Below are 26,522 nucleotides of genomic sequence, written 5' to 3' on the forward strand. Positions count from 1 at the left end.
ACTAGCAAAGGAGGAAACGCCTCTTGCTTAAAGAGTTGTTTACCAAAAAGAAAAAATATGCTTCGATTCCTTCGGAGCAAATGAAACAAGATGTTCCGGAAGGGATTATGACAAAATGCCCGAAATGCAAAAAAATTATGTATACAAAAGAGCTCGTGAAAAATTTACGCGTTTGCATCAGCTGCCATTACCACCATCCGATGCCGTCGCGTGAACGAATCGCAAGCCTTTTAGACGAGGGGAGTTTCCGTGAATACGATGCGGAGATGATCTCGGAAAATCCGCTTCAGTTTCCGGACTATCTTGAAAAGCTTGAGGCGGATCGCCGTAAATCGAACCTTAACGAAGCGGTGGTGACAGGCGAAGGAACGTTAAATGGCCATCCGCTTGTGATTGCGGTGATGGATTCTGCTTTTCGCATGGGAAGCATGGGTTCGGTCGTCGGCGAAAAAATTACGCGTGCGGTTGAAAAAGCGCGGGAATTAGGCGTTCCGTTTCTTATTTTCACCGCTTCCGGTGGGGCGCGCATGCAAGAAGGGGTGCTAAGTCTCATGCAAATGGCGAAAACGAGCGCAGCGCTGAAATTGTTCAGCGATGAGGGTGGTCTCATCATTTCCGTCATGACACATCCAACGACCGGAGGCGTATCGGCAAGCTTTGCATCTCTTGGCGACTACAACTTTGCCGAACCAGGTGCGCTCATCGGCTTTGCTGGCCGTCGCGTCATTGAACAAACGGTGCGTGAAGAACTTCCGGAAGATTTTCAAACAGCGGAGTTTCTATTAAAACATGGACAACTCGATGCGGTTATTCACCGGCACGAGTTAAAAGAAACGTTAACGAACGTATTAGATATCCATCAAGCAAGGGGGGATGGCGGATGGTGGGAGAATTAGAGTTTGAAAAGCCGCTCATCGAATTGCGAAAAAAGATTAGTGAATTAAAAGAATTTACGAAAACAGCGGACGTCGATTTATCGGCGGAAATTGAAAAATTAGAGGCGCGATTGGAAAAGCTAGAAAACGAAACGTACGCGAACTTAACGCCGTGGGATCGCGTACAAATTGCAAGACATCCAAGCCGTCCGACAACGCTCGATTATATTCAGCGGCTATTTACGAACTTTTTCGAGTGTCACGGTGACCGCTTATTCGGAGATGATGAAGCAATCGTCGGTGGCATTGCGAAATATGATGGGCTTCCTGTGACGGTCATCGGACATCAGCGCGGAAAAGATACGAAAGAAAACATCCGCCGTAATTTCGGCATGCCGCACCCAGAAGGCTACCGTAAAGCGCTGCGATTGATGAAGCAGGCGGAAAAATTTCACCGCCCGATCATTTGTTTTATCGACACGAAAGGGGCGTATCCAGGAAAAGCGGCAGAAGAACGCGGTCAAAGCGAAGCAATTGCCCGCAATTTGTTTGAAATGGCGGGGCTCACTGTTCCGATTGTCTGCATCGTGATCGGCGAAGGAGGCAGCGGTGGTGCGCTCGCGCTTGGCGTAGGGAACCATATTCATATGCTCGAAAACTCCACTTATTCCGTCATTTCTCCAGAAGGGGCGGCTGCGATTTTGTGGAAGGACGCTTCGTTAGCGCGACGAGCGGCGGAAACAATGAAAATTACCGCACCTGATTTAAAAGCGCTTGGCGTCATTGATGAAATTATTCCGGAAGTGCGCGGTGGGGCGCATCGTAATGTTGATGAGCAGGCAAAAGCGATTGACCATGTATTGAAGCAATCACTAAAAGAGTTGCTAGCATTAGATGGCAACGCACTCGTCGAACAGCGATATCAGAAGTTTAAACAGATGGGGAAATTTACGGTTTCTCGCGATTATCTTGGGATAAAATAATGAAGCTGTCTCTTTTTATGAGGCAGCTTTTTCCCTAATCGAATTTCGAAAGAAAAATAAACATTTTTGAAAACAGCGGTTTGTCTATTGTGTTCGAGTATGCTTCATGGTATTTTATACAATGTATGAGGTCGGACTTCTGAGGGGTATGAAACAAGAACACGAGGTGAGCAAAATGAAGAGAATTGGTGTATTGACAAGCGGCGGCGATTCTCCAGGCATGAATGCGGCGATTCGGGCAGTCGTACGCAAAGCGATTTATCATGGAGTAGAAGTGTTCGGTATTTATCATGGGTATGCAGGGTTGATTGCAGGGCAAATTAAAAAATTGGAGATCGGTGATGTCGGCGATATTATTCATCGTGGGGGAACGATGTTATATACGGCACGCTGTCCCGAATTTAAAACGTTAGAAGGCCAGCTAAAAGGAATTGAACAGCTCAAAAAACATGGGATTGAAGGGCTAGTCGTGATTGGCGGAGATGGCTCGTACCAAGGGGCGAAAAAATTGACAGAACACGGCTATCCTTGTGTCGGTGTGCCAGGAACGATCGATAATGATATCCCAGGAACGGATTTTACGATTGGCTTTGATACAGCTTTAAATACAGTCATTGATGCCATTGACAAAATTCGTGATACGGCAACTTCCCATGAACGTACATACGTTATTGAGGTCATGGGGCGTCATGCTGGCGATATCGCACTTTGGGCAGGTTTAGCAGGCGGAGCGGAATCCATTTTAATTCCAGAAGCGGACTACGATATGGACGATATTATTGTTCGTTTAAAACGAGGGCACGAGCGTGGGAAAAAGCATAGTATCATCATCGTTGCAGAAGGCGTTGGAAGCGGCGTAGAGTTCGGAAGAAAAATTCAAGAAGCAACAGGCTTCGAAACACGCGTCACTGTATTAGGCCATGTGCAACGTGGTGGTTCTCCGACAGCATTTGACCGCGTTCTCGCAAGTCGTCTCGGTGCACGTGCGGTGGAATTGTTGCTCGAAGGAAAGGGTGGACGGTGCGTCGGTATTCAAAACAACCAACTTGTCGATCACGACATTATCGAAGCATTAGCACAAAAACATACAGTGGACCAAAAGATGTATCAGTTGTCAAAAGAGCTTTCGATCTAAAAAAACATGGTATCGTTACCAGAGGACAGATGGAAAGGAAGAATGGAGAACATGCGGAAAACGAAAATTGTTTGTACGATTGGTCCTGCAAGCGAAAGCGTCGAAAAGCTCGTTGAATTAATCGAAGCGGGAATGAACGTAGCGCGCTTAAATTTCTCACACGGTGACTATGTGGAACATGGTCAACGTATTCAAAACATTCGCGAAGCAGCGAAGCGGACAGGAAAAACAATCGCAATCCTCCTTGATACGAAGGGGCCGGAAATTCGTACCCATAACATGGAAAATGGTGCGATCGAGCTAAAAGAAGGGGCACAAGTGATTGTCAGCGTGAACGAAGTGCTCGGAACGCCGGAAAAATTTTCGGTTACGTACGAAGGATTAATTGATGATGTGAATCCGGGAGATAAAATCCTCCTTGATGACGGTTTAATCGGCTTAGAGGTGGTATCTGTCAATCAACAGGCGCGGGAAATCGTCACGAAAGTGTTAAATAGTGGTGTGTTGAAAAATAAAAAAGGAGTCAACGTACCAGGTGTCCGCGTGAACTTGCCGGGCATTACCGAAAAAGATTGCCAAGATATTTTATTTGGCATTCGGCAAGGCGTTGACTTCATTGCTGCTTCGTTCGTTCGTCGTGCGTCTGACGTATTAGAAATTCGTGAATTGTTAGAAGCGAACGATGCGCTCGATATTAAAATTATCCCAAAAATTGAAAATCAAGAAGGTGTCGACCATATCGACGAAATTTTAGAAGTAGCGGACGGATTGATGGTGGCACGCGGCGATTTAGGGGTTGAAATTCCGGCGGAAGAAGTGCCGCTCGTGCAAAAAGAGCTCATTAAAAAATGCAATGCGCTCGGTAAACCGGTCATTACCGCAACACAAATGCTTGATTCGATGCAGCGCAATCCGCGTCCAACGAGAGCGGAAGCAAGCGATGTCGCCAACGCGATTTTTGATGGAACAGATGCGATTATGCTTTCCGGAGAAACAGCAGCGGGACTTTACCCAGTCGAAGCAGTGAAAACGATGCATCGAATTGCGTTGCGCACCGAACAAGCGCTGCAATACCGTGATTTGTTAGCACAACGCACGAAACAGAGCGGAACAACGATTACGGATGCGATCGGCCAATCGGTTGCCCATACGGCGTTAAATCTTGACGTTGCCGCGATTGTTACGCCGACCGTTAGCGGCCAAACGGCGCGCATGATTTCGAAATACCGTCCGAAAGCGCCGATTGTCGCTGTGACTTCAAGCGATGCCGTATCGCGGAAATTAGCGCTCGTATGGGGCGTTTATCCGCAAGTCGCTCCGCAAGTGAACACGACCGATGAGATGCTTGATATTGCCGTCGAAGCGGCAGTGAAATCAGGCATTGTGAAACACGGGGATTTAGTTGTCATTACAGCGGGTGTTCCAGTCGGTGAAACAGGGTCGACGAACTTAATGAAAGTCCATGTGATCGGCGATATGATTGCGAGAGGACAAGGAATTGGCCGCAAATCGGCGTTTGGCAAAGTTGTCGTCGCGAAAACGGCTGAAGAAGCGCTTCACAAAATGGTAGAAGGCGGTATTCTTGTGACATACAGCACGGATGCGGATATGGTAAAAGCGTTAGAAAAAGCAGCGGCGATCATTACGGAAGAAGGCGGATTGACAAGCCATGCAGCCGTTGTCGGATTAAGCCTTGGCATCCCGGTCGTTGTCGGCGTGCAAAATGCGACAACCATTTTAAAAGATGGACAAGAGATCACCGTTGATGCAGGATTTGGCGCGATTTATCAAGGACATGCCAGCGTATTGTAAGCTATAATAAAACAGAGAAGTGTACCTTCTCTGTTTTATTTTTTGGGAGGGAAGAAGCATGAGGTGGATGGTAGCGTTTTTTATTATTGTCCCAGCATTGGAAATTGCGCTGTTTGTTCTTTCTGGCCAGCTGATCGGTGTTTGGCCGACTGTTGCTCTCATCGTTTTAACGGGCGTTTTAGGAGCGTGGCTCGCAAAGCGGCAAGGGGTAGCGGTCATTGAAGCGGCAAAGCGCGATATGATGTATGGTCGCCTTCCAAGCGGTGCTGTGCTGGATGGAGTTTGTGTATTAGCTGGTGGGCTTTTATTGTTAACCCCTGGCTTTTTCACGGATATTATCGGTCTTTTTTTGCTGCTTCCGGTGACACGAATGTTTGTTAAACCGTTGATTGCACGCTGGCTAAAGTCGTTGTTTGAAGCAAACGTGTTTTTCTATACAAAAAAATAAGCCCTTCGCGCATGAAGGGCTTAGCCTTTAATAAATCGCCAAAGATCATGAAAAACGTTGGCGCTATGCAATGCTCGAATGACGACAAGCAAAACCGGACCGGCGATTAAACCGAGGAAACCGAGCAGCTTAAACCCAACAAAAAGCGCAATTAACGTAGCTAGCGGGTCAAGGCCGATGGAGGACGACAAAATTTTTGGCTCCATAATTTGTCGCTGAACGAGTACGACGATGTACAAAACGCCTAGCCCGATTGCAAATGGTACGTTCCCGCTGACGGCGGCGTATATAATCCATGGGATGAAGACAATCCCTGTACCTAAATACGGCAAAATATCGACAATTCCGATAATAAGCGCAATCGTAATCGCATAATCGACGCGCAAAATCAACAATCCGATTAAGACGATGACGGTTGTAATCGAAATAAGCGTTGCCTGAGCTTTAATAAAGCCAAACAATGCCTGTTTTAAGTTCATGAACACCGTTCGTCCGCTCGTTTGTGCTTTTGTTGGTAAAAAACGGTGCACGGTTCTGCTCAACCGATACCAGTCTTTGCTGATGAAAAAGGTTGCCAATAGCGAAAAAATGATAACCGTTGCCGCGTTCGGCAGCCAGCCGAGCAATTTTGGAATATTTTGCAATATCCCTTGAATAAATTGGCCAACTGTTGTCGCTACTTTCGTTCCGACCGACTGAATGTTGCTCATAATGGTATCTTGTTGGCTCACATCTAAATTTTTAAATAAAGCAGCCCAATCGTTGTAAAGTGGAATGATTTGGCTTGCAATAACGTCTTCGATATAGACGACAAGCGTTTGGAAATGGCTCGGCACTACTTCCGCCAAATATTGCGTACCAGATACAATTTCCACGACCAAAAGCGTCACTAATCCCGCGAAAACGGTCAATAGGGCGGCTAAAGAAACGATCACAGCAAGCGCCCGCGGCATTTTCGCTTTTTTTTCTAAATAATTCACGAACGGATTGATCATAAAGGCAAGCAAAAATGCGATAATAAACGGGTATGTAACCGTAGCGGTATAATAAATGGCGATTACACCAAGTAAAACCGCAGCAATGACGACGAGAAAACGAAAGATGCGCTGTAAATATTGTGGGGACAAAGTTCCACCTCCTAATTTTTTCCGTATACATAGTATTATACTGTATTATACGTCGATGAAAAGCGAAAAGTTTCATTTTAGAAGAAAGGACGACGAAATGTGAATGAGCCGATTATATTTTTGCTCCTTTTGTTGATCATCGGGATTGTGGCGAAAAACGAATCGTTAATGATAGCTGTTTCGTTTTTGTTAGCGATTAAGCTTATCGGGTTAGAAGCGAAATGGTTACCGCCGATTCAGGCGAAAGGGATTCAATGGGGCGTCACGATCATTACGATCGCGGTGTTAGCACCGATTGCGACTGGCGAAATCGGGTTTAAGCAACTGATGGCGTCCCTTCATTCGCTTTCAGCTTGGATTGCGCTTTTGTCTGGCGTGTTTGTCTCCTTAGTCGCAAAAGGCGGCATTACACTATTGTCGACAGATCCTCATATCACCGCTGCGCTTGTGCTCGGTACGATTATTGCGGTTTCGCTTTTTAACGGAGTTGCAGTCGGCCCGTTGATTGGCGCGGGCATTGCGTATATGGTTATGAAGGTGATAGAATATTTATGAAAATCGTTTTTTTATGATAATATTGACGAAGAATAAGCAGTTTTGATTCACAAAAATCAGATAATTGTTTATAATATAGACAAGCGCCCTTTTCTTTGTCTGTACGATGTTTGTGGATATTCTTATTGTCGCGTGTCAACGAATGGGCGGCAATATGAATACAATATAAAATGTAAGCATTTTCTTTTTGGTTTTTGTTTTATCATTTCGAGCAAGCGCTCGCTCTTGCATCATGAAACGCATAATGGGAGAAGGGGAATTTTTTAGAGAAAAGGAGAGGTGTGTATGACAGTAACACGCGGTCTTGAAGGGGTTGTTGCAACGACTTCCAGCATTAGTTCCATCATTGATGACACATTAACGTACGTCGGCTATGATATTGATGATTTAGCTGAAAATGCTACATTTGAAGAGGTTGTTTATTTGCTTTGGCATCGCGAGTTGCCGACAAAGGAACAGCTTGAAGAATTAAGAAAGCAATTGGCGGAAAACGCAGCGATTCCGAATGAAATCATCGAGCATTTCAAATTATATCCGATTGATAAAGTGCATCCGATGGCGGCGCTGCGGACAGCAATTTCGTTTTTAGGGTTGTACGATGAAGAAGCAGATGTAATGACTCCAGAAGCCAATTATCGGAAAGCGATTCGCTTGCAAGCGAAAATCCCTACAATTGTGACGGCATTTTCGCGCATTCGCAAAGGTTTAGAACCAATTGCGCCGCGCCAAGATTTGACGTTTGCCGCAAACTTCTTGTACATGTTAACAGGAGCAGAACCGAATGAGATTGCGGTAGAAGCGTTTGACAAAGCGCTCGTATTGCACGCTGACCACGAGCTAAACGCCTCGACATTTACAGCACGCGTCTGTGTGGCGACATTGTCCGATATTTACTCCGGCATTACGGCAGCAATCGGTGCCCTTAAAGGTCCGCTTCATGGTGGGGCAAACGAAGCAGTTATGAAAATGCTTACAGAAATCGGCACTGTCGAAAACGTCGAACCTTACGTTCGTCAAAAGCTTGAAAATAAAGAAAAAATCATGGGCTTCGGTCACCGGGTATACCGCAAAGGTGATCCGCGGGCGAAACATTTGAAAAAAATGTCGGAAAAATTAACGAAACTTGTTGGCGAGCCGCATTGGTATGAGATGTCGACGAAAATTGAAGACATCGTCACGTCAACGAAAGCGTTGCCGCCAAATGTTGATTTTTATTCCGCGTCTGTGTACCATTGTTTAAGAATCGATCACGATTTATTTACACCAATTTTTGCGGTAAGCCGCATGTCTGGATGGCTTGCGCACATTTTAGAGCAATATGAAAACAACCGCCTCATTCGTCCGCGCGCTGAGTATACAGGACCAGCAAAACGGGCGTATGTGCCGATCGAGCAGAGAGGTTAAGACAGCAAAGGGAACAAAGGGCGGGGAATTAACACGTTCTCGCCCTTCACATTAAATACATTGGAGGTTGTTACAAGTGGTTCAAGGTGAAAAAATTACAGTCACAAACGGCGTGTTAAACGTGCCAAACAATCCGATTATTCCTTTCATTGAAGGAGACGGAACAGGACCGGATATTTGGGCAGCAGCATCCCGGGTGTTAGAAGCAGCAGTCGAAAAAGCGTACAAAGGCGAAAAGAAAATTGTGTGGAAAGAAGTTCTTGCTGGTGAAAAAGCTTACAAACTGACAGGAGAATGGTTGCCGCAAGAAACGCTTGATGTCATTCGTGAATACATAATTGCGATTAAAGGACCGCTTACAACGCCAGTAGGCGGCGGAATTCGCTCGTTAAACGTCGCACTTCGCCAAGAATTAGATTTATTTGTTTGCTTGCGCCCAGTTCGTTATTTTAAAGGCGTACCTTCTCCAGTAAAGCGCCCTGAAGATACGGATATGGTCATTTTCCGCGAAAACACAGAAGACATTTATGCCGGCATCGAATATGCAAAGGGGACACCAGAAGTTAAGAAAGTGATTGATTTCTTACAAAATGAAATGGGCGTCCGCAAAATCCGCTTCCCAGAAACATCGGGGATCGGCATTAAACCTATTTCGGAGGAAGGAACGAAACGCCTCGTGCGGGCAGCGATTAATTATGCGATCGAGCATGGCCGCAAATCTGTCACGCTCGTGCATAAAGGAAACATTATGAAATTTACGGAAGGCGCGTTCAAAAACTGGGGCTATGAATTAGCGGAACAAGAATTTGGCGATAAAGTGTTCACATGGGCAGAATATGACCGCATTGTCGAAACAGAAGGAAAAGAAGCAGCGAACAAAGCGCAAGCGGAAGCAGAAGCAGCTGGAAAAATCATCATTAAAGATGCGATTGCCGATATTTTCTTACAACAAATTTTAACTCGTCCGCGTGAGTTCGATGTGGTAGCAACGATGAACTTGAACGGCGACTACATCTCGGATGCTTTAGCAGCGCAAGTGGGCGGTATCGGCATTGCGCCTGGCGCGAACATTAACTATGAAACAGGGCATGCGATTTTTGAAGCAACGCACGGTACGGCGCCGAAATATGCTGGATTAGATAAAGTGAATCCATCATCCGTTATTTTGTCAGGCGTCATGATGTTTGAACATCTTGGGTGGAACGAAGCAGCGAAATTGATCATTGATTCGATGGAAAAAACGATTGCGTCGAAAGTGGTTACGTATGACTTTGCTCGTCTCATGGAAGGCGCAACAGAAGTGAAATGTTCGGAGTTTGCTGATGCGTTAATTCGCAATATGGAAGCATAATGAATCAATAGGGGGATGGGGAAGGTGACAATGAAACGCAAAAAAATATCGGTCATTGGCGCAGGGTTTACTGGGGCGACAACAGCATTTATTTTAGCGCAAAAAGAACTGGGGGACGTCGTATTAGTTGATATCCCGCAATTAGAAAACCCGACGAAAGGAAAAGCGCTCGATATGCTAGAATCAAGCCCTGTATTAGGGTTTGATGCGAACATTATCGGCACGTCTGATTATGCGGATACAGCGGATTCTGACATCGTTGTCATCACTGCTGGAATCGCGCGCAAACCAGGGATGAGCCGTGACGATTTAGTGACAACGAACCAAAAAATTATGAAGGCCGTCACAAAAGAAATTGTTAAATATTCGCCGAATTGCTATATTATCGTGTTGACAAACCCAGTTGATGCGATGACGTACACCGTTTACAAAGAATCTGGATTCCCGAAAAACCGCGTCATCGGTCAATCAGGCGTACTTGATACTGCACGTTTCCGCACGTTTGTTGCGCAAGAATTAAATCTTTCGGTAAAAGACATTACTGGCTTTGTATTAGGTGGACATGGCGACGATATGGTTCCGCTCGTCCGCTACTCTTACGCAGGCGGTATCCCGCTTGAAACATTAATTCCGAAAGAGCGCTTAGATGCGATTGTGGAACGTACGCGCAAAGGCGGCGGCGAAATCGTGAACTTGCTTGGCAACGGCAGCGCTTACTATGCGCCAGCAGCTTCGCTTGTCGAAATGGTTGAAGCGATCATTAAAGACCAACGCCGCGTACTCCCAGCGATTGCATATCTTGAAGGCGAATACGGATATGAAGGCATTTACTTAGGCGTACCGACAATTTTAGGCGGCAACGGTATCGAAAAAGTAATCGAGCTTGAACTTACGGAAGAAGAAAAAGCGGCGCTTGCGAAATCCGTCGAATCCGTAAAAAATGTCATGAAAGTATTAGAATAAAGCGTGGACAAACATTCGGGGCATTCCCGAATGTTTGTTTCTATACATAATGAAAACGCTTTCTAAACAAAGGGGTGTAAGCGATGTTAAAAAAGCGAAAACTTGGGAGAAATATATCGGAAATCACGGTCGGGGAAAAATTAGTCATTAACACGAAAATTGAAGATAAAGACTTATTGCTGTATCTCGGATTAACCGATGATGCGAATCCGCTATACATCCAGCACGACTACGCTTCACAAACACCGTTGAAAAAGCCGATCGTCCCAGCGATTATGTTGACAGGAATGATCACGTCCGCCATTTCGAAATATTTGCCGGGCCCGGGAAGCCATATTAAAAGGCATGATATTCATTTTCTCAAGCCTGTCTATCATTATGAACAGCTGCAATTTTGGTTTGAAGTCAAAGGGGTAGATATAGAAGATCATTCGATTACGATTGCGGTTGAAGCGCTGCGTGACGAAAAAGAAAAAGTGCTCGAAGGGATGTTGGCCGTTTGTCCGCCATATGCGTTATCATTGCTCGATAGCCACGTGTTAGAAAACTTTTAGTATATTAAGGCTGCCTTTTGAAAGAGGCGGTCTTTTTTTTATTATGTGATATAATAAAATTAACAATCTTTTTAAACAGGAGGAGAGTATGAGTAAAAAAGTATTAGTTGTAGACGATGAACCGTCCATCGTGACGCTTTTGCAATACAACTTAGAGCAAGCGGGGTTTGAGGTTATCACGGCGAGTGATGGCGAAGAAGGCATGCAAAAAGCAATTCGCGAACAGCCGGATTTAATGATTCTCGATTTAATGCTTCCGAAAATGGATGGAATCGAAGTATGTAAACAATTGCGCCAACAAAAAATGATGCTCCCGATTTTAATGCTGACAGCAAAAGATGACGAGTTCGATAAAGTGCTCGGGCTAGAACTTGGCGCCGATGATTATATGACAAAGCCATTTAGTCCGCGTGAAGTAGTAGCCCGTATGAAAGCGATTTTGCGGCGCATCCAGCCACAGGCTATACAAACAGAAGAAGAAACGGACAAAATGGTCATTGGGGATTTAACGATTTTCCCAGATCGTTATGAAGCATATTTTAACAGCGCGGCGTTAGAGTTAACACCGAAAGAATTTGAACTTCTTTTATATTTAGCGAAGCATAAAGGACGGGTATTAACGCGGGATCAATTGTTAAGTGCGGTATGGAACTACGATTTTTCCGGAGATACGCGCATCGTCGATGTCCACATTAGCCATTTGCGGGAAAAAATCGAACAAAATACGAAAAAACCTTTATACATTAAAACGATTCGCGGCTTAGGCTACAAGCTAGAGGAGCCAAAAAACGATGACTAACTTTCGATCTCGCCTTTTATTTGCGCTCGTTTCGCTCATTGTAACGGTGCTGATTTGCCTCGGTATTTTATTAGGGCAATTGTTCAAAGATTTTTATTTAGAAACGATGAATAAACGCATTGAAAAAGAGGCGAAAATGATCGCGCTTTTGCTCGGAAGTGAAACAATCGAAGCGGCTCGTCCGCAAGTGCAAAATATGAGTAAAACACTGTCTGCGCGCATTACCGTTCTCGATGAAAAAGAGAGGACACTGCTTGATACAGGGCGGATCGCTAATATTAGCGATGACGATCATGAGCAAATCGTCCGTGATATTTTACACAGCAAAAGTGAAAAAAATCTGTCGATTATGGAAGAAAAACAAAACGTGTATTATTACATCGTTCCGTTTTCTCGCGCTGGAAAAGAGGCGGGATATGTTATTTTAAGCACGCCCGTCAGTTCGTTGAAAAAAATTAACCAGCAAATTTGGGGCGTGCTCATTAGCAGTTTAGGCATGGCGCTTATTGTGATTATTTTATTAGGGCTTAAAATTGCGAACCAATATATGAAACCGATTGAGGCGGCAACAAAAGTTGCGTTTGAACTAGCCCGTGGAAACTATAAAGCGAGAGTATACGAAACACATAACGATGAAACGGGGATGCTCACACATTCGATTAACATTTTAGCTCGCAATTTGCAAGAAATGAGCAAAATTCAAGAGATGCAAACGGACCGGCTGCATACGCTCATTGAAAATGTCGGCAGCGGTTTAATTTTAATTGACAGCCGCGGTTACATTAACTTAGTGAACCGGGCATATAAAGAAATTTTCCATATCCGTCCGGTCGATTATTTACATCGGCTGTACACAGAGGTGTTCGCTCATAAAGAAATCATCAAACTTGTGGATGAAATTTTTATGAAAGAAACGAAAATTCGCAAACAGCTCGTCTTAACAGTCGATATTGACAGGAAATATTTTGAAGTATATGGGGCGCCGATTATCGGTACGAACGATGAATGGAAAGGGATCGTGCTTGTGTTCCATGACATTACGGAGCTGAAAAAACTGGAGCAAATGCGCAAAGACTTTGTCGCCAACGTATCGCACGAATTAAAAACGCCCATTACATCGATCAAAGGGTTTGCTGAAACGTTATTGGACGGGGCGATGAAAGACGAGCGGGCGTTGGAACACTTTTTATCAATTATTTTGAAAGAAAGCGAACGGTTGCAAAGTTTAATTCAAGATTTGCTTGATTTATCGAAAATCGAACAGCACGGATTTCAACTGCGTATTGAACAAGTAAATCTCACTCAATTACTTACCGAATTGATCGTTATGTTTTACGGAAAAGCGGAGGAGAAAAATATTCATTTGCATTTGAGCGCTGCTAGTCCGATCTATGTGGCGGGCGACAGCGACCGGCTAAAGCAAATTTTTATTAATTTAATTACGAACGCGCTGACGTATACACCAAAAGACGGACGCGTCGAAGTCCGAGTGGAGGAGCAACTCGATGAAGTGCTTGTTCACGTCGAAGATACAGGCATCGGCATTGAAGAAAACGAAATTCCGCGCATTTTTGAGAGATTTTATCGTGTCGATAAAGCGAGAAGTCGCAATTCTGGCGGGACAGGACTAGGGCTTGCGATCGTCAAACATCTCGTCGAAGCCCATCACGGCTATATTACTGTCAAAAGCCGGATCGGCCAAGGAACGATTTTTACTGTTCATTTTCCGAAAGAAGCATAGATTTACAAAATGTTAACATCTTTTTTACTCTTTATTCATAAACGTTTGTTACGATAAACACGAAAACCCCTTCATCCAGGGAGCCAACCCTTGAAGACGAGAACGAAAAAATGTTCTCGTCTTTTTTTTCATTATGTCCCCAATCATGCTACAATAAAAGCAACTGAGTTGGAGGAGGGACAATGTTTGAAGAAAAAGTTAGTATTGATTGACGGCAATAGCATTGCGTACCGGGCGTTTTTCGCTTTGCCGCTTTTACATAACGATAAAGGAATTCATACGAATGCAATTTACGGATTTACGATGATGCTCATGAAAATTTTAGCGGAAGAAAAGCCGACCCATCTGTTAGTGGCATTTGATGCTGGGAAGACGACGTTTCGCCATGAAACGTTTGAAGCGTATAAAGGCGGCAGACAAAAAACTCCACCGGAGCTATCGGAACAGTTTCCGCTCTTGCGCAAGCTGCTAGAGGCGTATCAAATCCGTTCGTATGAACTGGATAATTATGAAGCGGACGATATTATCGGTACACTATGCGCTCAAGCAGAAAAAGAAGGATTTGACGTCAAAGTCATTTCGGGGGACCGAGATTTAACGCAGTTAGCGTCCGAACATGTAACGGTCGAGATCACGAAAAAAGGCATTACCGATGTTGAGTCGTATACGCCGGAAACGATTAAAGAAAAATATGGGCTCACGCCGGAACAAATTATTGATTTAAAAGGATTGATGGGCGATGCGTCCGATAACATTCCAGGCGTGCCGGGTGTTGGGGAAAAAACGGCGCTTAAGCTATTAAAAGAGTTCGGGACAGTCGAGCAATTGCTCGCCTCGCTTGAGCGAGTGAGCGGAAAAAAAGTGAAAGAAAGCCTCGAACAACATCGCGATGTTGCGCTCATGAGCAAACAGTTAGCAACGATTTTGCGCGATGCCCCGCTTGATATTACGCTCGAAGATACAAAATACGAAGGATACGATTTAGACAAAGTAACCGCGTTATTTAAAGAGCTTGGCTTTAACTCGTTGCTCGCAAAAATCGCGCCAAAACAGCAAGAAGAGCCGGTGCATTTAACAGCGGTTTCCTATACGGTTATCCGAGACATTACAGGAGAAATATTAACAGACGAAGCGTCTGTCGTTGTCGAAGTGTTGGAAGAAAACTATCATAAAGCACCGATTCTTGGTTTTGCCATTGCCAATGAAAAAGGGAACTTTTTTATTCCAACGAAGGTCGCGTTGTCGTCTCCTTCTTTTAAACAATGGCTTGAAGACGAAAAGGTGAAAAAAAGCGTATTTGATGCGAAACGGGCAATCGTTGCCTTAAGATGGCAAGGCATTGACATGCGCGGAGTGGATTTTGATCTGCTCATTGCGTCGTACCTTTTAAATCCGTCGCAATCGACGGAGGATGTCGCTTCGGTAGCAAAGGCAAAACAGTATACGGACGTGCAACAAGACGAAGTCGTGTACGGCAAAGGCGCAAAACAAAAAGTGCCGGATGAATCGACATTGGCGGAGCATCTCGTTCGAAAGGCAGCGGCCATCCGCGCGTTAAAAGAAACATTCATCGTCGATTTAAAAGAAAATGAACAATATTCGCTGTTTACGGAATTAGAATTGCCACTGACGATGATTTTAGCCGATATGGAATTTTTAGGGATTACGATCAACGTCGAGCGGCTAAAAGAGATGGGCGATGAGCTTCAAGAACAGTTGCAAGCGCTTGAGCAGGAAATTTACCAACTCGCCGGACAAGCGTTTAACATTAACTCGCCGAAACAGCTTGGCGTCATTTTATTTGAAAAATTGCAATTGCCGGCGCTGAAAAAAACGAAAACTGGTTATTCGACATCGGCGGATGTGTTAGAGAAGCTTGCCTCGCAACATGAGATTGTCGAGAAAATTTTGCACTATCGCCAGCTCGGCAAACTGCAATCGACGTATATTGAAGGGCTATTAAAAGTTGTCCATCCAGACACGAGCAAAGTGCATACGATTTTTAACCAAGCGTTAACGCAAACAGGGCGGCTAAGCTCGACAGAACCGAATTTGCAAAACATTCCGATTCGCTTGGAAGAAGGCCGGAAAATTCGTCAAGCGTTCGTTCCATCGGAGCCGGATTGGGTCATTTTTGCGGCCGATTATTCACAAATTGAATTGCGCGTGCTAGCGCACATTGCCAATGACGAAAACTTAATTGCAGCGTTCCAACATGATTGGGACATTCATACGAAAACGGCGATGGATATTTTCCACGTCAGCGCAGAAGAAGTAACGCCGCAAATGCGCCGTCATGCAAAAGCGGTGAACTTCGGTATCGTGTATGGCATTAGCGATTACGGCTTATCGCAAAACTTGAACATTTCCCGCAAAGAAGCAGCGCAATTTATTGAACGATACTTTGTGAGCTTCCCAGGGGTAAAACGGTATATGGAGGAAATCGTGCAACAAGCGAAGCAAACGGGGTACGTAACGACGCTTTTGCATCGCCGCCGTTATCTTCCGGACATTACAAGCCGCAATTTCAATTTGCGAAGCTTTGCGGAGCGAACGGCGATGAATACGCCGATTCAAGGAAGCGCGGCAGATATTATTAAAAAGGCGATGATCGATTTAGCAGAGCGGTTACAAAAAGAGGGGATGCAAGCGCGGATTTTATTGCAAGTGCATGACGAATTGATTTTAGAAGCGCCGAAAGCGGAAATTGAGCGGCTCACAAAGATCGTTCCAGAAGTGATGGAAAATGCCATCGAGCTGCGCGTGCCGCTCAAAGTGGATTATCACTATGGACCAACTTGGTATGATGCGAAGTAAAGGAAGGGATTTGCAATGCCGGAATTGCCAGAGGTCGAAACAGTTAAACGCACACTCATTCCGTTAACCGTCGGTAAAACGATTCAACATGTCCAAGTGTTTTGGCCGAATATCATCAAAAAACCGGATGTCGTAACGTTTGCTGAAATGCTGCAAGGCCAAACGATTCAAAGCGTCGAGCGCCGCGGGAAGTTTTTGAAATTTTTGCTAGATGAACTTGTGCTCGTTTCCCATTTGCGCATGGAAGGGCGCTACCTTTTGCAGCCATCTACCGCACCGATCGAGCCGCATACACACGTCATTTTTCAATTTACAGATGGGACCGAATTAAGGTATCGTGATGTGCGAAAATTTGGGACGATGCATTTGTTCAAAGCGGGAGAAGAAGAAGCGCAGCCGCCGCTATCGTTGTTAGGGCCGGAGCCGTTTTCGCCGGCATTTACGCCAGAGTTTCTAATGAATAAGCTGCAAAAAACGAGCCGAAACATAAAAAGCGTGCTGTTAGATCAAACGGTTGTCGTTGGGCTCGGCAACATTTATGTGGACGAAACGTTATTCCGCTCGCGTCTCCATCCGGAGCGAACCGCTTCTTCGTTGACAGCGGAAGAAATCGAACGTCTTTACCGCGAAATAGTGGCAACGTTGCACGAAGCGATTGAGCATGGGGGAAGCACTGTTCGAACATACGTCAATACGCAAGGAGTGTCCGGAACATTTCAATTACAATTGTTTGTCTATGGCCGCAAAGGAGAGCCATGCAAACAATGCGGGCATCCTGTGCGAAAAATAACGGTTGCCGGGCGTGGCACTCATTATTGCGAACGGTGCCAACAATAAAAGAGGGGGGAGAAAATGGCGCTAACGATCGGTTTAACGGGTGGAATTTCCAGCGGCAAAAGTACGGTAGCGCACATGCTAAAAGAGTTGAACATTCCAGTCATTGATGCGGACATCATCGCTCGGGAAGTAGTGAACGTTGGAGAAGAAGCGTACGTTCGCATTGTGGAAACGTTCGGGAATGACATTCTCGAAGCGAACGGTGAAATTGACCGAGCGAAGTTAGGAGCGATCGTGTTTCATGATGAAGAAAAGCGGAAGCAGCTAAACGCGATCGTTCACCCGGCTGTTCGAAAAAAAATGCTTGCCGAACGAGAAGCGTATATCCGCCGCGGCGAGCCGGTAGTTGTGCTTGATATTCCGCTTTTGTTTGAAAGCAAGCTAACTCATTTCGTAGATAAAATTATTGTCGTTTATGTAGATGAAGCGACCCAGCTGGAGCGGCTGATGAAGCGGAACGGGTTTTCTCAAGAAGAGGCGCTCGCCCGCATTCGTTCGCAAATGCCGCTTAGCGAAAAAAAAGCGCATGCGGATGCGGTCATTGATAACAACGGAACGGTCGATAAAACGCGAGAACAGCTTTTATATATTTTAAACAAATGGGATGTCCTGTAAAAAATAGGACGTCTTTTTTTATTTTTTTGTACGATTTACTCTACACAAATCATAAAAATATGTTATACTAATTATGCGAATAGGAGATAATTAGTATAACATATATTTGAGAGGAGAAAACTTAATGAAAGCGAAAGTAGCGATTAATGGGTTTGGACGAATTGGGCGAATGGTATTTCGCAATGCCATTGCTGCTGAAAACTTAGATATCGTTGCGATTAATGCGAGCTATCCAGCAGAAACATTAGCTCATTTAATAAAATATGACTCCACTCATGGAAAATTTGCAGGGGAAGTAATTGCACTTGAAGATGGCTTATTAGTGAACGGAAAAAAAGTGCTGCTGCTCAATTCGCGCGACCCGCAGCAACTTCCATGGAAAGAGCTAGACATTGATATCGTCATCGAAGCGACGGGGAAATTTAATGCTAAAGAAAAAGCAAGCCTTCATTTAGAAGCAGGAGCGAAACGTGTGATTTTAACAGCGCCGGGAAAAAACGAAGATGTGACGATCGTGGTGGGCGTGAATGAAAAGATGCTCGATATTGACGAACATTTCATTATTTCGAACGCTTCGTGCACAACGAACTGTTTGGCACCGGTTGTGAAAGTGCTTGATGAAGCGTTTGGCATTGAAAACGGGCTAATGACGACCGTGCACGCGTATACAAACGACCAGAAAAACATTGACAACCCGCATAAAGATTTGCGTCGCGCTCGTTCTTGCGCACAATCGATCATTCCGACGACGACAGGTGCGGCGAAAGCGCTAGCGCTCGTCTTGCCGCATTTAAAAGGGAAGTTACATGGCATGGCGCTTCGCGTTCCGACGCCAAACGTTTCACTCGTCGATTTGGTCGTGGACTTGAAGCGGGACGTAACCGTCGACGAAGTGAATGAGGCGTTTATTCGTGCGGCGAACGGTTCGTTAAAAGGCATTCTTGATTTTACAACCGAGCCGCTCGTGTCGATCGATTTCAACACAAACCCACATTCGGCGATTGTCGATGGGCTGTCAACAATGGTGATGGAAGGACGGAAAGTGAAAGTGCTCGCTTGGTACGACAACGAATGGGGCTACTCTTGCCGCGTGGTAGACTTAGCGAATTTAGTCGCCAACAAAATGATGGAAAAATTAAAAGTGAACGCATAAAAGCGCTGGCCTCGGTCAGCGCTTTTCCCATTTTCGAAAAAAATCAAAAAGTGTATTGCAAAAAAAAAATAAACAAAGTATACTATGTTTCGTGAACTTCTTAAACGCACGGTAATGTGACTACTTAAAGGGTTAGGACCTCTTTGGACTAACTTTCCCCCGTGGTAGTTATACATGCCATTATGCAAAAGAATTTCATGTTTATTTTTTGGAAAATAAGTTAAAGGGGGATTTTTTGATGGACACAATGGGTCGTCACGTTATCTCAGAATTATGGGGATGCGATTTTGATAAGCTGAATGACATCGAATTTATTGAAAAAACATTTGTTGATGCAGCATTGAAATCTGGCGCAGAAATTCGGGAAGTAGCATTCCATAAGTTCGCGCCACAAGGAGTAAGCGGAGTCGTCATTATTTCGGAATCGCACTTAACGATTCACAGCTTCCCAGAGCATGGGTATGCGAGCATTGACGTGTATACATGTGGAAACCTTGATCCGACGATTGCTGCAGACTACATCGCGGAAGCGCTAGGGGCGCAAACGCGCGAAACGATCGAACTTCCGCGCGGAATGGGTCCAATCGAATTGAAAAACGTGAAAGCATTGTAAATAACGAAAACAAAAAGAGGTGGCAAACGCACCTCTTTTTTTGTATTGTACATATACCTAGCACTAGTGGTATCATAATAATAAAGAATTGCACAAGGAGCGGCAGAAATGAGCATTTGGAACAAACTAAAGTATGCCTTTACGAATCATTGCGAAACGAAAGAAACCCATGAAGACGAACAGTTGCGAAGCCGTTATTATAAGGTGACGAACGCTCATGCGATAAAAGCGGTGAAAGAACTGCTTGAGTCTTCTTCGGAATATGAGCTTCTTTCTGTATCGGAAGAGCGGGGGGAATTTAGCGCTGCGACTCGCCGTGGCAAAAAAGCGTTTATCGTCATTACGGTCATTTCCGTTCGTCCATTTGAAACTGCGATTGATTTTTCCGTAACGACTAATACAAACGTATTACCGTTCGATTTTGGTTGGAGCCGTCGCGTCATTCTTGATTTGTACGAAAAACTGGACCAGCGCTTGCCGTATATCGGCTCTGGAATCAACGGATGAAACTAAACAAAACGGAGTGGTTCTTGTGAAGTGCCCAACTTGCCATCATAACGGAACAAGGGTGCTTGATTCGCGTCCAGTTGATGAAGGGCGTTCAATTCGCCGCAGACGGGAATGCGAACAGTGCCATTATCGATTCACTACATTTGAAAAAGTGGAAGAAATGCCATTAATTGTCGTCAAAAAAGAAGGAACGCGCGAGGAGTTCAGTCAAGAGAAAATATTGCGCGGGTTGATTAAAGCGTGTGAAAAACGGCCGGTCGCGCTCGAGCAGCTAGAGCAAATCACACAAGAAATTGAAAGGGAATTGCGCAACCGTGGAGTCGCGGAAGTGAAAAGCGAAACAATCGGCGAAATGGTCATGGAACGGCTGTCGAAAGTCGACGAAGTAGCATACGTCCGCTTCGCCTCTGTTTACCGGCAATTTAAAGATTTAAACGTCTTTATTGACGAACTGAAAGAACTGATCAAAAAAGAACAACAGTAAAGGGCTTACGCGGTAACTCGGACAAGCCCTTTTTTTAATCTATTAAGGAAGGTCGATAGTATGGAACATCATTGGAAAGAACTGATTCCCGTCGATCGGTATGTTGTGCGTAGCAACGGAATTTTGCATGAGTTTGACCGCAAAGTGGTCACGCTATTATACCAGCCGCTAATTGGCTCTCGCGCATTCAGCTTATATATGACGCTATGGGGTGAGCTTGATCAACAATTTCTCAGCGCGGAAACGACGCATCATAGCTTAATGGCGATTATGCAATGTAGCCTAAAAGACATTTACGATGAACGGCTGAAACTTGAAGGAATTGGACTGTTGAAAACATATGTCAACCACGCGCAAGATCCGAAGCAGTTTATTTACGAGTTGCAGCCGCCGCTTTCGCCGGAACAATTTTTCAACGACGGCGTGCTGAACGTGTTTCTTTATAGCCGTGTCGGTCGGACGAAATTTCATAAATTAAAACAATTTTTTTCTGTGCCGGCAATTGATACAAGCGGCTTTTCCCCGATCACAAGGTCGTTTAATGAAATTTTTACTTCGGTTCATCCAGAGCAAATGGTCGCTACGATGAATGAGGAAACGAAACAAGATTTATCTCTCTCCGATGAACGAAAATATTTCGATCGGAGCGAAGAAACGTATGTGCTTGAGGAAGACGTGTTTGACTTTGACTTATTTTTTGCCGGACTTTCCAAGCAGATCGTTCCGAAGCGGGCGGTGAACGCGAAAGTGCGGGAAGCGATCAAAAAGCTCGCTTTTTTATACGGAATTAGTCCGTTAGATATGCAAAAAATTGTCATAGGCGTGATCGATCCGGCGGAACATATTGATATTGAAGCGCTCCGAAAGGCCGCACGTGACTGGTATCAATTTGAGCGGGGGGATGATGAACTGCCGCATTTAAGCACGCGCGTGCAGCCGCTCTCGTATCGAACGATGATGGACGTCGAGCCGAAAACGAAAGAAGAACAACTCATCAAGCAGCTCGAGACGATTTCCCCGCGCCAGCTGTTAATCGAGATTTCAGGCGGTGCGGAACCTTCGATGAGCGATTTACAACTTATTGAAGACATAATGTTCCAGCAAAAACTGTTGCCTGGCGTGGTGAATGTATTGATTTATTATGTGATGTTACGGACCGATATGAAGCTGTCGAAAGCATACGTCGAAAAAATTGCTAGCCATTGGGCGCGCAAAAAAATTCGCACCGTCAAAGAAGCGATGGAACTCGCGAAAAAAGAAGCGAAAAAATACCAAAGCTGGGCGAGCGAAAAAGAGAAAAAACCTGCTCGTAAAACCGTGCGCAAAGAAATGTTGCCGGATTGGCTCAACATGGATTATAGTCAAAAAGAAAGCGAACAAACGGAAGCGAGCGATCTGGAAATGAAACGCCGCGAACTAGAAGAGCGGCTGAAAAAATATCGAAATGAGTAATAGGATGTGGGAACATGGAACATATGAACCAGCTGCTCAGCCGCCTGCTTCATCGGAAAGATTTTCGCCAGCGCTATGAACAACTGAAACAAGAAGTGCTGTCCCACCGCGAAGTCCAAGCGTTTTTGCGCGAGCATGAAGGGAAAATTACAGCGGAAGTACTAGACCGTAGCCTCGTCAAGCTGTACGAGTTCATTCAGCAAACGAAAAACTGCAAGCGGTGCCCGAGTTTAGACACATGCAAAAACCTGCTAAAAGGGTATCATCCACGCCTTGTTTGGCAAGGAAATGCCATTGACGTCCGATACGACCGTTGCCCAACAAAAATCAAGCACGATGAGCGGAAGCGGCAAGAAGCGTTAATTCAAAGCTTATTTGTACCGCGGGAAATTTTGCAAGCCTCTTTATCGGATGTAGACCTCACCGACGAAGGGCGGATGAAGGCGATTGAACTGGCGGAACAGTTCGTTTCGAATTACGAACCGGGGAAAAAGATGAAAGGATTGTACTTATACGGTTCGTTTGGTGTCGGAAAAACATACATCCTTGGTGCGATTGCCAATGCGTTGGCGAAAAAAAATATTGCTTCTCTTATTGTGTATGTGCCAGAGTTTTTTCGTGAGTTAAAAAGCTCACTCCATGATCAAACGATCAACGAGAAGCTAGAATACGTCAAAAAAGTGCCTGTTTTAATGCTTGACGATATCGGGGCAGAATCGATGTCGAGCTGGGTGCGCGACGATTTATTAGGGCCGGTTTTGCAATACCGGATGCTAGAAAATTTACCGACTTTTTTCACGTCGAATTTTGATTTGCAGCAGCTTGCCCATCATTTAACGTATTCGCAACGCGGCGAGGAAGAGCAAGTGAAAGCAGCGCGCATTATGGAGCGCATCCGCTATTTAGCGCAACCAGTCGAGATTAAAGGACGAAACCGCCGTTTCGAGGCATAGGCAAATCAGCCCTGTCGAAAGGGCTTTCCGATGCTTTTTCTGATTCTAAATGAGTTTGTCCTCCCATATATATAGAACAAGCATTCACTGATAAAGGGGGGACAACATTGATCAAAATTTATTTTGAACAGAGCAACGATGTAGAAAAATTTGCCCGTCTCTTCGAAGCAATCGCTGATCCGCTCTTTAGCTGTGAGCATGACGGCGATCGAGTAGTCACCATTCACATAGATGAACGCGCGGATGGGATGATATCGGCTGGCATCGCACGAGCGATTGCTCAATTTATTCTTCGGTTTGTCGAAGATCGGCTATTATTATCGATTATTTCAGGGACGTTTTATTTTAAAGCGGAGGAAGAACAGCAACAAATTTTACAGCTCGCCCATTCGTTTTTGGAGGGAGAAAGGCATGATTATCGGAGTGGAAAGCAGCCGATGGATTCGCGAGAAACGCTCATTATGAACGCATTATTGCCATTTTTAAAAGATGGGCTTTCTTTTTCGATGGCGTCGTTTATCACCTTTCGTTTAAAACGGTACATCGGGCTGCTTCATTATTATGTGGAGTTAGCTATTGACGAGTACAAATTAGAGCAAGAGTATCAAAATTTTGTGCAAATGTTGCGCGACTACGTAGCTGAGCGAGAAGCGAAATGGCCGGTTGTCCATCTTGTTCATCGTTCGCCAGAGTTTCTTTTTTTTGACGAGCAGTTTCGCCACGTGGCCAAGCCGGAACTAAAGCAATGGATCGACCGGAATTTGACGGTCAATCAACCGATGTATATCGACTCTTCGGTGTTGGCGCCGCTTGTTTCGCTCGCTCCGCAGACGATTTATGTATATACGGACGAGCCGGACGACGGCATGATTCAAACGATTCAAAACGTATTTCAAGAGCGGCTTCGTTTTTGTCCCGTTCACGCTTTTGTTCGTCCGATATGGACAAACGACGGATCGACTTGATTTTTCCACGCTCTCATTTTATAATTACGTACATAATCAATCGATGAAAAAAGTGATGATGAGGACACGAGTGTATTTTTACGGTTTCCAGAGAGGGAAGGCTAGGCTGGAACCTTCCTAACACGAAAAATGCACTTACCACCTCGGAACTTCAGCTGTGAAAGACGGTCGATCCCCCGTTGAGTAATGGCTGACGGAGAAGGCACCGTTATGCTATTCGAGCCATCGCGTTCCGACCATTGGTCGTTTTAGCGATGGGAAGAAGGGTGGAACCACGAAACGAACTCGTCCCTTAGTTAGGGATGAGTTTTTTATTTTACAGCAAAAAGGAGTGAAGGACCATGTCAGATGTAGTGAAAATTACGTTTCCTGATGGAGCGATGAAGGAGTTTCCGAAAGGAATCACAACAGAAGAAATCGCTGCTTCGATCAGCCCAGGGTTAAAGAAAAAAGCGATTGCAGGAAAACTAAACGATCGGTTGCTCGATTTGCGTACCCCGATTACCGAAGATGGGGCGATTTCGATTATTACGCCGGACATGCCGGAAGCGTTAGAAATTTTGCGGCATAGTACCGCTCATTTAATGGCGCAAGCGATTAAGCGCCTGTATAAACATGTGAAACTTGGTGTCGGACCGGTGATTGAAAACGGCTTTTACTATGACATTGACATGGAGGAGTCGCTAACGCCGGAAGACCTTCCAAAAATCGAACAAGAAATGCGGAAAATTGTGAAAGAAAACTTAGAAATTGTCCGGAAAGAAGTAAGCCGCGAAGAAGCAATTCGCCGTTACGAAGAAATCGGCGATCACTTAAAAATTGAGTTGATTCATGATATTCCGGACGGCGAAGTCGTTTCGATTTATGAGCAAGGGGAGTTTTTTGACCTTTGCCGCGGTGTTCACGTTCCATCGACAGGAAAAATTAAAGAGTTTAAGCTGCTAAACATTGCTGGGGCGTACTGGCGTGGTGACAGCAACAACAAAATGTTGCAGCGCATTTACGGCACAGCGTTTTTTACAAAAGAAGAGCTTGACGAATACCTCCGTCTATTGCAAGAAGCGAAAGAACGCGACCATCGCAAGCTAGGAAAAGAATTAGAGCTATTTACGACATCGCAAAAAGTTGGACAAGGGTTGCCGCTTTGGCTACCGAAAGGAGCGACGATCCGCCGCACGATCGAGCGCTACATCGTCGACAAAGAATTGGAGCTTGGCTATCAACACGTATACACGCCGGTGCTAGGTAGCGTGGAATTATATAAAACGTCCGGCCACTGGGATCATTATAAAGACGGCATGTTCCCACCGATGGAAATGGATAACGAGCAACTTGTGCTTCGTCCGATGAACTGCCCGCACCATATGATGATTTACAAAAACAAAATTCATAGCTACCGTGAGCTACCGATTCGTATTGCCGAGCTTGGAACGATGCACCGCTATGAAATGTCAGGCGCGTTGACAGGCTTACAACGTGTGCGCGGAATGACATTGAACGACGCTCATATTTTCGTCCGTCCGGACCAAATTAAAGATGAGTTTAAGCGCGTCGTCAACTTAATTCTTGAAGTGTATAAAGATTTCGGCTTAGACGAATATTCGTTTCGTCTTTCTTATCGCGACCCGCACGATAAAGAAAAGTATTATGACGATGACGCGATGTGGGAAAAAGCGCAAACGATGTTGCGCGAAGCGATGGATGAGCTAGGGCTTGACTATTATGAAGCGGAAGGCGAAGCGGCATTTTACGGTCCGAAATTAGATGTGCAAGTGCGTACGGCGCTCGGAAAAGATGAAACGCTCTCGACTGTCCAGCTCGATTTCTTATTGCCGGAACGCTTTGACTTGACATATATCGGCGAAGATGGAAAGCCGCATCGTCCGGTCGTCATTCACCGCGGCGTTGTATCGACGATGGAGCGATTTGTCGCGTTCTTAATTGAAGAGTATAAAGGAGCGTTCCCGACATGGCTTGCGCCGGTACAAGTGGAAGTCATTCCTGTTTCACCGGCTGTTCATGCCGACTATGCATACAAAATAAAAGAAGCGCTTCAAGCGCAAGGATTCCGTGTCGAAGTCGATGAGCGCGATGAGAAAATCGGCTACAAAATCCGGGAAGCGCAAATGCAAAAAATTCCTTATATGCTCGTTGTCGGTGACAATGAAGTGAAAGAAGGAACAGTCAACGTCCGCAAATACGGGGAACAAAAAAGCGAAACGATGGCGCTTGACGACTTTATTGCAACAATAAAAGCAGAAGTGCGCCGTTAAACAGCACTGCGGAGGAAAACTCCGCAGTATTTTTTTGAAAAAAGTTGTTGCCAAACATCGCAACATTAGCTATAATGAAAAATGTTGTGCCGAAGTAAGCAAT

General features: G+C 45.1%; 24 protein-coding genes and 1 other annotated feature. Of the genes, 23 read left to right on the plus strand and 1 reads right to left on the minus strand.

The window, feature by feature from the left end; translation table 11 throughout:
- The first annotated feature begins 23 nt into the window (after nt 1–23).
- The 5 genes from accD to M4I42_RS04655 all read left to right on the plus strand — a co-directional run bounded on the left by accD (nt 24) and on the right by M4I42_RS04655 (nt 5,253).
- On the plus strand, nt 24–896 hold the full coding sequence (gene accD / locus M4I42_RS04635; RefSeq protein WP_268851073.1) for an acetyl-CoA carboxylase, carboxyltransferase subunit beta: 873 nt from the start codon (nt 24–26) through the stop codon (nt 894–896).
- The gene (gene accA / locus M4I42_RS04640; RefSeq protein WP_268851074.1) at nt 881–1,858 is read left to right on the plus strand and encodes an acetyl-CoA carboxylase carboxyl transferase subunit alpha; all 978 of its coding nucleotides are present in this window, start codon (nt 881–883) and stop codon (nt 1,856–1,858) included. The genes accD and accA overlap by 16 nt, the downstream gene beginning before the upstream one ends.
- Nucleotides 1,859–2,033: 175 nt before the next feature.
- Entirely contained in the window at nt 2,034–2,993 is a 960-nt protein-coding gene (pfkA, locus tag M4I42_RS04645; protein ID WP_268851075.1) for a 6-phosphofructokinase, read from the plus strand.
- A 51-nt stretch (nt 2,994–3,044) separates the two neighbouring features.
- On the plus strand, nt 3,045–4,805 hold the full coding sequence (pyk, locus tag M4I42_RS04650; protein WP_268851076.1) for a pyruvate kinase: 1,761 nt from the start codon (nt 3,045–3,047) through the stop codon (nt 4,803–4,805).
- A gap of 58 nt (nt 4,806–4,863) precedes the next feature.
- On the plus strand, nt 4,864–5,253 hold the full coding sequence (locus M4I42_RS04655; RefSeq protein WP_268851077.1) for an FxsA family protein: 390 nt from the start codon (nt 4,864–4,866) through the stop codon (nt 5,251–5,253).
- A 20-nt stretch (nt 5,254–5,273) separates the two neighbouring features.
- On the opposite strand, the gene ytvI is transcribed toward M4I42_RS04655, so the two are convergent.
- On the minus strand, nt 5,274–6,380 hold the full coding sequence (gene ytvI, locus M4I42_RS04660; RefSeq protein WP_268851078.1) for a sporulation integral membrane protein YtvI: 1,107 nt from the start codon (nt 6,378–6,380) through the stop codon (nt 5,274–5,276).
- 99 nt (nt 6,381–6,479) lie between these two features.
- Here ytvI and M4I42_RS04665 point away from each other — a divergent pair, with 99 nt between their 5' ends.
- From M4I42_RS04665 to thrS, 18 genes are all read left to right on the plus strand, one after another.
- A complete protein-coding gene (locus tag M4I42_RS04665) occupies nt 6,480–6,935 on the plus strand; it encodes a DUF441 domain-containing protein (protein ID WP_268851079.1) in 456 nt (151 codons plus the stop codon).
- 285 nt (nt 6,936–7,220) lie between these two features.
- The gene (gene citZ, locus M4I42_RS04670) at nt 7,221–8,339 is read left to right on the plus strand and encodes a citrate synthase (RefSeq protein ID WP_268851080.1); all 1,119 of its coding nucleotides are present in this window, start codon (nt 7,221–7,223) and stop codon (nt 8,337–8,339) included.
- Nucleotides 8,340–8,415: 76 nt separating this feature from the next.
- A complete protein-coding gene (gene icd / locus M4I42_RS04675; protein WP_268851081.1) occupies nt 8,416–9,690 on the plus strand; it encodes an NADP-dependent isocitrate dehydrogenase in 1,275 nt (424 codons plus the stop codon).
- Nucleotides 9,691–9,714: 24 nt separating this feature from the next.
- Nucleotides 9,715–10,653 (plus strand): malate dehydrogenase, encoded by a 939-nt coding sequence (gene mdh, locus M4I42_RS04680; RefSeq protein WP_183253313.1) that lies wholly within the window; start codon nt 9,715–9,717, stop codon nt 10,651–10,653.
- Between the two features lie 83 nt (nt 10,654–10,736).
- Nucleotides 10,737–11,207 carry a MaoC family dehydratase gene (locus M4I42_RS04685; protein ID WP_268851082.1) on the plus strand — a complete coding sequence of 157 codons (471 nt, stop codon included), beginning with the start codon at nt 10,737–10,739 and terminating at the stop codon, nt 11,205–11,207.
- An 88-nt stretch (nt 11,208–11,295) separates the two neighbouring features.
- Nucleotides 11,296–12,006 carry a response regulator transcription factor gene (locus M4I42_RS04690; protein ID WP_268851083.1) on the plus strand — a complete coding sequence of 237 codons (711 nt, stop codon included), beginning with the start codon at nt 11,296–11,298 and terminating at the stop codon, nt 12,004–12,006.
- Entirely contained in the window at nt 11,999–13,747 is a 1,749-nt protein-coding gene (gene pnpS / locus M4I42_RS04695) for a two-component system histidine kinase PnpS (protein WP_268851084.1), read from the plus strand. Before M4I42_RS04690 ends, pnpS begins: the two co-directional genes overlap by 8 nt.
- Before the next feature lie 186 nt (nt 13,748–13,933).
- Complete coding sequence (gene polA, locus M4I42_RS04700) at nt 13,934–16,564, plus strand: DNA polymerase I (protein ID WP_268851085.1); 2,631 nt, start codon at nt 13,934–13,936, stop codon at nt 16,562–16,564.
- Nucleotides 16,565–16,579: 15 nt separating this feature from the next.
- On the plus strand, nt 16,580–17,401 hold the full coding sequence (gene mutM / locus M4I42_RS04705; RefSeq protein ID WP_268851086.1) for a DNA-formamidopyrimidine glycosylase: 822 nt from the start codon (nt 16,580–16,582) through the stop codon (nt 17,399–17,401).
- Nucleotides 17,402–17,416: 15 nt separating this feature from the next.
- Nucleotides 17,417–18,016 carry a dephospho-CoA kinase gene (gene coaE / locus M4I42_RS04710; RefSeq protein ID WP_268851087.1) on the plus strand — a complete coding sequence of 200 codons (600 nt, stop codon included), beginning with the start codon at nt 17,417–17,419 and terminating at the stop codon, nt 18,014–18,016.
- A 124-nt stretch (nt 18,017–18,140) separates the two neighbouring features.
- Complete coding sequence (locus M4I42_RS04715; protein ID WP_268851088.1) at nt 18,141–19,169, plus strand: glyceraldehyde-3-phosphate dehydrogenase; 1,029 nt, start codon at nt 18,141–18,143, stop codon at nt 19,167–19,169.
- 238 nt (nt 19,170–19,407) lie between these two features.
- Nucleotides 19,408–19,782: an adenosylmethionine decarboxylase gene (gene speD / locus M4I42_RS04720; RefSeq protein WP_066327582.1), complete on the plus strand. Its 375-nt coding sequence runs from the start codon at nt 19,408–19,410 to the stop codon at nt 19,780–19,782.
- Between the two features lie 108 nt (nt 19,783–19,890).
- Nucleotides 19,891–20,289, plus strand: a complete 399-nt coding sequence (locus M4I42_RS04725; protein WP_268851089.1) for a cytosolic protein — start codon at nt 19,891–19,893, stop codon at nt 20,287–20,289.
- A 25-nt stretch (nt 20,290–20,314) separates the two neighbouring features.
- On the plus strand, nt 20,315–20,776 hold the full coding sequence (nrdR, locus tag M4I42_RS04730; RefSeq protein WP_268851090.1) for a transcriptional regulator NrdR: 462 nt from the start codon (nt 20,315–20,317) through the stop codon (nt 20,774–20,776).
- Between the two features lie 60 nt (nt 20,777–20,836).
- Entirely contained in the window at nt 20,837–22,228 is a 1,392-nt protein-coding gene (locus tag M4I42_RS04735; protein ID WP_268851091.1) for a replication initiation and membrane attachment family protein, read from the plus strand.
- A 14-nt stretch (nt 22,229–22,242) separates the two neighbouring features.
- Nucleotides 22,243–23,181, plus strand: a complete 939-nt coding sequence (gene dnaI / locus M4I42_RS04740; RefSeq protein WP_268851092.1) for a primosomal protein DnaI — start codon at nt 22,243–22,245, stop codon at nt 23,179–23,181.
- 107 nt (nt 23,182–23,288) lie between these two features.
- Complete coding sequence (gene ytxC, locus M4I42_RS04745) at nt 23,289–24,146, plus strand: putative sporulation protein YtxC (RefSeq protein ID WP_268851093.1); 858 nt, start codon at nt 23,289–23,291, stop codon at nt 24,144–24,146.
- A gap of 46 nt (nt 24,147–24,192) precedes the next feature.
- Nucleotides 24,193–24,442 (plus strand) — a binding site (T-box leader).
- A gap of 45 nt (nt 24,443–24,487) precedes the next feature.
- Nucleotides 24,488–26,419, plus strand: coding sequence for a threonine--tRNA ligase (gene thrS, locus M4I42_RS04750; RefSeq protein ID WP_268851094.1), 1,932 nt, complete (start codon nt 24,488–24,490; stop codon nt 26,417–26,419).
- Nucleotides 26,420–26,522 lie beyond the last annotated feature (103 nt).

The organism is Anoxybacillus sp. J5B_2022, from assembly GCF_026847645.1.
In the GTDB taxonomy this organism is placed as follows: Bacteria; Bacillota; Bacilli; order Bacillales; family Anoxybacillaceae; genus Anoxybacteroides.